Below are 8,539 nucleotides of genomic sequence, written 5' to 3'. Positions count from 1 at the left end.
TTTATGACGCTTTAGGTGAAATAATTACTACTTTAAATTTAGAGAATGAAAGTTTGATTTTTGCAACACTCAAAATAAATCGTTTAGAAGAAATTAGAAAAAAATTAAAATTTCTTAAAGATAGAGATTCATTTTATTTTTCTTAAATACAAATAAATCAGAGAGTTTCAAGTTTTATTTTAACAGCAATTTTTGGATATAAATAGCACAGTTATCTATTTTTGACAACAGATTCTGCCAAATCAAAATTTACTTTAACTAAAACTATTTCAAATGAATTTAAAGAATTACTTAAGCTTCTTGCTTTTCATATGCTTTGTGGGTCTTATTAATGCTCAGGACACAGAAACATTTCCACCTACCGATTACGGGTTTTTTGCTACACCAACAATAGTTCCAAGCATTGCTGAGCAAATTGCAAAGGGGACTTTTGTTGAAGGATTGAGTGGTCGTGAAGGCAGGCAACAAATTGACGGCCCCGAGGTGAACCCTAAACACAAACATGTAAACAACGTGGTTCCCGGAAAAGGAAATCCGGGAGATGATATGCCTGATCCTTTGGTTAAAGCTGATGAAAACCAATTAAAATACCCCGGTAGAGACACCATTGTTATTAATTTAAATGGAAACAACTCAGCTTTATTTACGCCCACAGACCCTACAATTGCTGTAGGCCCCAACCATGTGATAGGAGGTTGGAATATTGGATTTAGGATTTTTGATAAGAATTTAAATCCACTTACAAATTCTGCTTCTTTAAATACTTTTAGTGGTCAGGTAATCGGAGACCCATTTTTTATATGACCACGAGGCAAACCGATTTATAATTACAGAATTTAGTGGTAATCCAAATGGATTTAAAGTAGCTGTTTCTCAAGGCCCAAATCCAATAACTGACGGCTGGTATGTGTATCAAGGTCAATTCAATACCGGTTCATTCCCCGATTACACTAAATTTTCAATCTGGCACGACGGTTATTATGTTACCGCAAATATTGGAAGTTCAAATAGGCTATTTGTTATTGAAAGGGAAAAAATGCTCCTGGGTCAAGCCGCACAGTTTCAAGCTTTCCCAGTTCCCGGAATTGTAACTTCAGGTTTCTACAGCCCACAAGTTTTTAGTGCTTTAGGCAATGATTTACCACAAATACCCGCAACTGTTGTTTATCAACAGGATGATTCCTGGGGTGGAGTATCCAACGACCATTTAAAGCTTTGGAGTGTATCAATTGACTGGGCTACCCCCGAAAACTCAAATATTTCATCTGCAGTTCAAGTACCTGTAACTCCTTTTAACGGGGTGTTTAATGGAGGTAGTTTTTCAAACCTACCTCAACCATTTGGCAGTACTGTTTCAATAGATGCTCTGCAATCCACAGTTATGAATCAAACGCAATTGAGGAAATTCCCAACGTATAATTCTGCTGTTTTCAACTTTGTGGTGAGAGTTAATGCCGGTGGAGCCAATCAGTCCGGTATCAGATGGTATGAATTGCGGCAGGATGTAAATGGCGGCCCCTGGACCATCCATCAGGAAGGCACTTACACATCGACGGGAGAAAAAAGTGCTTTTAACGGAAGTATGGCGATTGATATTGACGGAAACATTGGGATGGCCTACTCTACTGTTGGTACGCGTGATGTACAGGAACGTATTTCCATTAAATATACCGGTAGGCTTGCCAACGACCCGCTGGGTCAAATGACCGTTGCAGAAACGCAAATCGCCTTAAGTACAGCAAACAATACCAATACCAGATATGCAGATTATTCTCATACGGTTATTGATCCTACAGACGGAAGAACTTTTTATAACAACAATGAGTTTTTTAACAACAACAGAAGGAATGTATTAAGTGCTTTTAAAATTGCACCTGATTTTGATGAAGACTTGGGTGTTGTTCAAATTGTTACTCCGGTTACCGGTCCATTGGGTACTGATGAAGAAGTTGTAGTTACAATTAGAAACTTTGGTACTAATCCACAATCAAACTTTGATGTTTATTACAATATTGATGGAGGTGCAAACGTGACTGAAACTTTTGCAGGCACGATTAACCCACTTCAAAATGTTGAATATACATTTACGACAACTGCTGATTTAAGCACTTCAGGTCAAACCTATACTATTGTATCAGGAACAACTTTGGCAGGAGATGAAGACCCTGATAATGATGAAACATCTAAAATTGTTATAAACGAGCCGCTCAACATCAATGAAGTTCCACTTGAAAATGCTGATTTAATAATATTAAAAAGAGGTAATAATCAATTTGAAGCAACTTTAACTACCCATCAAAATATTATTGATAAGGTTTTTATTAAAGTATACAATGTTAAAGGTCAGGAAGTTATTTATAATCTGCTTGACAACAACAATGGAAAATATACATATAATTTTGATATGTCATATGCTGCGTCCGGCGTCTATATAGTAAGAATAGGTACAGATAATCAAGGATTGGCAAAAAGATTTATCGTAAGATAAATTACATTAAAGACCTTTTTTAATTTATACTAAAACCCTATTTTTGAAAAAATCAATACTTTGCTCAATGATTAAATCAATTACACTTCTGTTTTCTGCAATTTTTTTATTGGTTTCTTCACCGAGTTTCACTCAAACCAATGAGCAAACGCGCAATGAATCTCCTAAATCTTTTGAAGACATTTTAATTCCCAATGAAGTTATCGTCAGGCTTCAAAAAGGTGGAGACGCTCAAAGAGTAGTTGAACAAATGCCGGAAAACTATAATTTTCAAATTGACAGATTGCTTTCTGCGCCCACTGACATTTGGTTGTTTAAATTTAATGACGAGGAAGTGTCGGTTGATCAGGTGATTAGAGATTTAAAAGTCCTCAATTCAGTTTATCAGGTTCAGGTTAATACGTTGGTTGACCTACGTACGACTCCCAATGACCCTTTATACAGTAACCAGTGGCATCACCAGAATATCAATTCTGAAGAGGCTTGGGACATCACTACAGGTGGCACTACCGCAACAGGAGAAGATATTGTAATCTGTATTATAGAAAGTGCTAATGTGATGGGACATCCGGATTTGGTAGGGAACCATTGGACAAACACCGCAGAGGTGCTTGATGGAACAGACACTGATGGTAATGGTTATATTGATGATATCAATGGCTGGAATGTGAGTACTAATAATCATAATATTGGAACTGGTGGTCATGGAACATCAGTTGCCGGTATGATAGGTGCTGTTGGAAATAATGGAGTTGGAGTTGCTGGGGCAAACTGGGACGTAAAGATGATGGTAGTTGCCGGGTATAACCAACCCTTTACACAAGCTAATATTGTTGAAGCCTATACTTATCCATTAGTCGCAAGACAAATGTGGAACAATTCAAACGGTGCAAATGGGGCATTTGTTGTAGCCACCAATGCCTCCTGGGGGGTTGATTTTGGAGACCCAAATAACTATCCAATTTGGTGTAGTTTTTATGACGACTTGGGTCAGGCAGGAATCATTAACTGCGGTGCAACTACAAATCAAAATGTAAATGTAGATATTGTGGGCGATGTGCCTACAGCTTGCCCCAGCGACTTTATGGTTGGGGTTGCGGCAACAAATATAAACGACACTAGTGCTTCAGGCTATGGTCCGAACACTATTAATGTAGCTGCTCCAGGTACAGGGATTTTTACCACGAATAATAGTGGCTATGGAACTACTTCAGGCACCTCCTTTGCAAGCCCACTTACCGCCGGAGTCATTGGATTGATGTATTCAATTCCCTGCGAGAGCTTTATGACTATTGTAAAAAACGACCCACAAGGAGCAGCAGAAATTGTGATTCAAGCCCTCTATGACGGTGTTGACCAATCAGCTCACTTAATGACTCGGGTTATTACCGGAGGGAGAATCAATTCCAAAAACGCTATGGATATTTTAATGGATGCCGTTTGCGTGGTTAATGATAACGATGTTGGGGTAATTAATATTAATCAGCCCGAAGATGGCTTGTTAGGTTCAAGCGAAACTATCGAGATTACTGTAAGAAATTTTGGCTTCAATACTCAGTCAAACTTTAGCGTCTCTTATCAAATAGACGGAGGAACAGTTGTTACCGAAATATTTACGGGTACAATTGCATCTGCCACAGATGTTACTTTTGTGTTTTCAACAACTGCTGATTTGAGCACCGTTGGCCAAACATATACAATTACTGCTTTTACAGCATTAACCAATGATGAGGATACAACCAATGACTCTTTCACCAAAGATATCAAGCATTTATTTCCTAATGATATTGGTGTAATTGAAGTAATTTCTCCTGAAACAGGTGATGGTTTATCTAGTACAGAAAGTATCACAATTGAAATTAGAAATTACGGGAGTCTGGCTCAAACTAACCTCCCGGTTTCATACACAATTGATACAAACCCAACAGTTACAGAAACCGTTGCCGGGCCTCTTGGTGTAGGTGAAACCCTTGAGTATACATTCACTCAAACAGCAGATTTCTCAGCTATTGGCGACTATGAATTGACTGCCACTACCGCACTTGCCGGTGATGCAGACGCTTCAAACGACTCCATTACGGTTACAATTACACACCTCATTTGTATGCCGGAATCAAATTGTAGTGAGGGTGACGGTTTGACAAGGTTTATACTTCAGGAAATAAATTTACCCAATATTACCTGCAGCGGAAATGGATATATGAACATGACCAATCATATAGCTACTTTAGATGCCCAAGTAGGTAATTATACAGCAACAATAAGGTCAGGTTATCAAAATCAAGTCTTCTCAGCCTGGATTGACTACAATGACAATGGTATTTTTGAGCCCTCTGAACAAATTTTCAACAATGTTCCTGCTACTACTGCCAATGTTGATGTCAATGTCCCTTTTACTATTCCCTCAGATGCTTTTAATGGTGAGCATTTACTGCGCATCAGAGGCAAATGGAACACTGGGTCAGGCAACCTAAACGACCCTTGTGAAGACCTTCAGTATGGCTCAACAGTTGATTTTAAAGTGAATATTATCAACGGAACATTAAGTATAAACGAACATTTGATGAATGATCCAGAGTTGATTATTATTTCAATCGAAGACAATCAATTTAGAGCTATTTTAGACAGTAATCCTTGGGGTACTGATGTTGTTCAGATAAATGTATATACAGTAACAGGACAGCAAATCATAACTGGAGAAATGAAAAACGAAAATGGAAAATATAATTACAATCTGAACTTAAGAAGATATGCAGCCGGAATTTATTTGGTGAGAGTTGGAACTTCTTCAAATAGTATTACCAAACGAATAATTATTAAATAATTTTTTATGTTTAATAACATTATAACATTAGGTGTGTTTGCCTCCCTTTTTTCTTTGAAAGATACTGGATCCTTCCAGAGAAATTTTTTATAATGCCATACGTTAAAACTTTGTTTTTCTCTTTACAAAAATTTAACTTGGCTCAATTTTTTAATTAAAAACTACAAAATGAAAAATACATTACTTTACTTATTTTTATGCTTTTCGCTTGTTGTTTCTGCTCAGGTGACTAATGAAGGAACACCTGCAAGTTGGAAATTAAGCAATGCAAAAAGTATAGAAAGCATTAAAATGCCGGCTTTTGATCTTAAGGCAATGCAGGCCGAAGACGCCATCAACGACTATAAATTTGACAGACCCTGGAGGTTTGGCAAAGAGTTTATGGTTAACTTTGATTTAAATAATTCAGGACATTGGACTACGCTTGAAAATGGCGACCGCATCTGGAGAATTCGTTTCCAGTCAGAAGGTGCTATAACCTTGAACTTTTTGTTTGAAGACTTTTATTTGCCCAGAGGTGGAACAATTTACCTTTACAACAATGACAAGTCAGCACTTTTAGGAGCATATGACCATAACCAAAACAATAGCGGGCGTGTTTTAGGCACTTGGCTCATTGATGGCGATGACGTGTGGATTGAATATTTTGAACCGGCTAAAGAAGCCGGAAATGGAATCCTTCAAATTGGGCGTGTTGTTCATGGTTATAGGAGTCAGGCTCAGTTTGCACAAAACAAAGGTTTAAACGATTCCGGCCCCTGTAATCTTGATGTAGATTGCGTAATTGACACTGACCTGGAATCATTTAAAAACCACAACAAGAAAGGGGTGGTTATGCTTTTAAGTGGAACCAGTGGTTTTTGCTCGGGCTCACTAATCAATAACACCTCAAACGACGGCACACCATATGTTTTGACTGCCAATCACTGCGGGTCAAATCCAACAAACTGGGCATTCCGATTTAACTGGATAAGCCCAAACCCGGTTTGTGCAACTACTCAAAACAGCACAAATGGTCCAACAACACAAACCATGAGTGGTGCGCAGAGCAGGGCCAGCAGACAGCAGTCTGATTTTCATCTGGTTGAACTCAACAACCCCATACCCGGAGCCTGGGATATTGTTTGGAACGGATGGGACAGAAGCGATGTGCCACCGTCAAAAACTTTTGGGATACACCACCCATCGGGAGATATTATGAAGGTTTGTGTGGACAATGACCCACCGTATCATGCCAATAGCCCCGGCCAGGTTTGGTGGCTGGATTCCTGGGACACAGGTGTAACGGAGCCCGGGTCATCAGGATCTCCGCTTTTTGACGATAATGGAAGAATCATTGGTCAGTTGTGGGGAGGAGCCGCAGCCTGTAGCGGTACCTCAAATAATGGTCAATATGATTATTATGGAAGATTTGGAATTTCCTGGAACACCGGTACAACAGCTGCAACAAGGCTTAGAGATTGGCTCGATCCGGGAAATACAGGAGTGGCTTCTCTTGACCCGTTCCCTCCGCTTCAAGTTTACAGCTATGACGCTGGTATTTCCATATCAAATGTTGAATCTATTTTATGCTCAAATGTTATTGAGCCCATACTTGTGATCAGAAACTTTGGTTCAGAAACTTTGGTTTCAGCTGATGTTTCCTATTATTTGGATGGTCAGACTCCTAATGTGATTCAATGGACGGGAAATTTGCAAACAGGTCAACAGGATCAAATTGCTCTTGGCCCTATATCAATTAGCTCTGCCGGTACTTTTTATGCTTTGATAGAAAATCCGAACGGACAGCCTGACGAGTTTCCCTCAAATAACGAAGCAAGTGTAAGTTTTGATACACCAGATGCTTTTGTGACAACAGAAGTTTTCTTGACTTTGTTACTTGATGATTACCCCGAAGAAACAACCTGGGACTTTGTTAATTCCTCTGGAACAGTATTGTATTCAGGAGGGCCATATAACGGTCAATCAGGAGCAACAATCACTGCCACCTTTGATGTGATTGCCGAAGATTGTTACACTTTTACAATCTATGATTCTTGGGGTGATGGAATTTGCTGCGGATTTGGAATAGGCAATTATAAACTTGAAACTACTGATGGAACCATTATTGTTCAGGGCGGGGAATTTGACTCAGAAGAATCAACCACATTTAGTAACTTCAATGTGCTTAATGCATCTAATTTCACATTAGACGCACAAATTGCTTTATATCCAAACCCTTCAAACGGAATAGTAAATATTTCAAACACTACGGGGAATAACTTGAAGTTTGAAGTGTACAATGTTTTAGGACAATTAATAGTATCTGGTGAAAATCAAAATCAAAGCTTTTCAATTGATCTTTCACAGACAAACACCGGATTGTACTTTGTGAAATTAATTGAAAATCAAACCAATAGAGCTACAACCAAAAAATTGATTTTAAAGTAAAATTTAAACACTGATTAAATCTAATAGACCTCGCCCCGGCGGGGTCTTTTTTTATTTAAAAATAGGCCCGGAGTTGTACCGTACCCGTGTGGATGGCATTTGAGTTCTCACTTTTTCTGCCAAAGTATGAAATATTGGCATCCAGATATTTTGTGATGCTGCGCTGAAACAACAAGCTCCAGGTAAAGTTTTTGTCCGGTTGAAGTCCTTCCAGCATTTGAAAAGCCACGGGTGAAAAAGCACTTCCGGTAAAATCATTGGAAATAAAGTTGAATTCGCCATTGATAGAATAGCTTTCGGCTTTGTTAAATGTGAATTGTGCACCCAATTTTTGTTGCATTAAAAGTTCACGTTCACCCAACAGGTTTTCTTTGTTTGTATATTGATACAAAATCGAAAACTGCGCATTTTCAGAAAACAGATAAGAAATTTTAGGTGCTAAATCATAACTCTCAATTCTAAAATTGCGCTGTTCAAAATTTTCTGATGTTGTTCTATTTTCACTAAACTGAGTTTTAAAATTGGCCAGCCAACTGTTCGCAAATTTGTGTGTAAAATTAAACTGGTGAGCAGTAAGCGCGTTTCTTTGTAAACCCACTGAAAGTAAATTTTCAGATTTGGAATCAGTAAATGTATAACTTGTTGTGTAATGTTGGCGTCCTCTATTAAAGAAAAGAATATTCCTGAAATTTAAAGCCAAACCCAACTGGTTTTCCTCACCACTCGCAAATGGATTGATGTCAAAAGAGCTACCTTCCCTTCGGGTTTTTCGGTCTATTAAATAGGTGGTTTGGTTG

Annotated in this window: 4 protein-coding genes and 1 pseudogene; 4 read left to right on the top strand and 1 reads right to left on the bottom strand. The window is 38.4% G+C overall.

All coding sequences use genetic code 11. The annotated features are described in order from the left end of the window. Positions 1–273 precede the first annotated feature (273 nt). From AC6F75_RS04520 to AC6F75_RS04505, 4 genes are all read left to right on the top strand, one after another. Positions 274–804: a hypothetical protein gene (locus AC6F75_RS04520; RefSeq protein ID WP_500713756.1), complete on the top strand. Its 531-nt coding sequence runs from the start codon at positions 274–276 to the stop codon at positions 802–804. Positions 805–907: 103 nt separating this feature from the next. Further along, on the top strand, positions 908–2,488 hold the full coding sequence (locus AC6F75_RS04515; protein ID WP_500713755.1) for a T9SS type A sorting domain-containing protein: 1,581 nt from the start codon (positions 908–910) through the stop codon (positions 2,486–2,488). A 67-nt stretch (positions 2,489–2,555) separates the two neighbouring features. Then, positions 2,556–5,312 carry a S8 family serine peptidase gene (locus tag AC6F75_RS04510; protein WP_500713754.1) on the top strand — a complete coding sequence of 919 codons (2,757 nt, stop codon included), beginning with the start codon at positions 2,556–2,558 and terminating at the stop codon, positions 5,310–5,312. A gap of 168 nt (positions 5,313–5,480) precedes the next feature. Then, complete coding sequence (locus AC6F75_RS04505; protein ID WP_500713753.1) at positions 5,481–7,742, top strand: T9SS type A sorting domain-containing protein; 2,262 nt, start codon at positions 5,481–5,483, stop codon at positions 7,740–7,742. A 55-nt stretch (positions 7,743–7,797) separates the two neighbouring features. Here the strand turns inward: AC6F75_RS04505 and AC6F75_RS04500 are convergent. Continuing rightward, a pseudogene (locus tag AC6F75_RS04500) lies at positions 7,798–8,539 on the bottom strand (hypothetical protein); the annotation flags it as partial.

The organism is Planktosalinus sp. (assembly GCF_059864935.1).
The sequence above is the reverse complement of the archived record's forward strand: the minus strand, read 5'-3'. Positions and strand labels throughout refer to the sequence as shown.

Excerpts from the sequence above, each read along its gene's own strand:
- AC6F75_RS04520 (WP_500713756.1), top strand. The coding sequence starts at position 274 with ATGAATTTAAAGAATTACTTAAGCTTCTTGCTTTTCATATGCTTTGTG.
- AC6F75_RS04510 (WP_500713754.1), top strand. The coding sequence starts at position 2,556 with ATGATTAAATCAATTACACTTCTGTTTTCTGCAATTTTTTTATTGGTT.
- AC6F75_RS04505 (WP_500713753.1), top strand. The coding sequence starts at position 5,481 with ATGAAAAATACATTACTTTACTTATTTTTATGCTTTTCGCTTGTTGTT.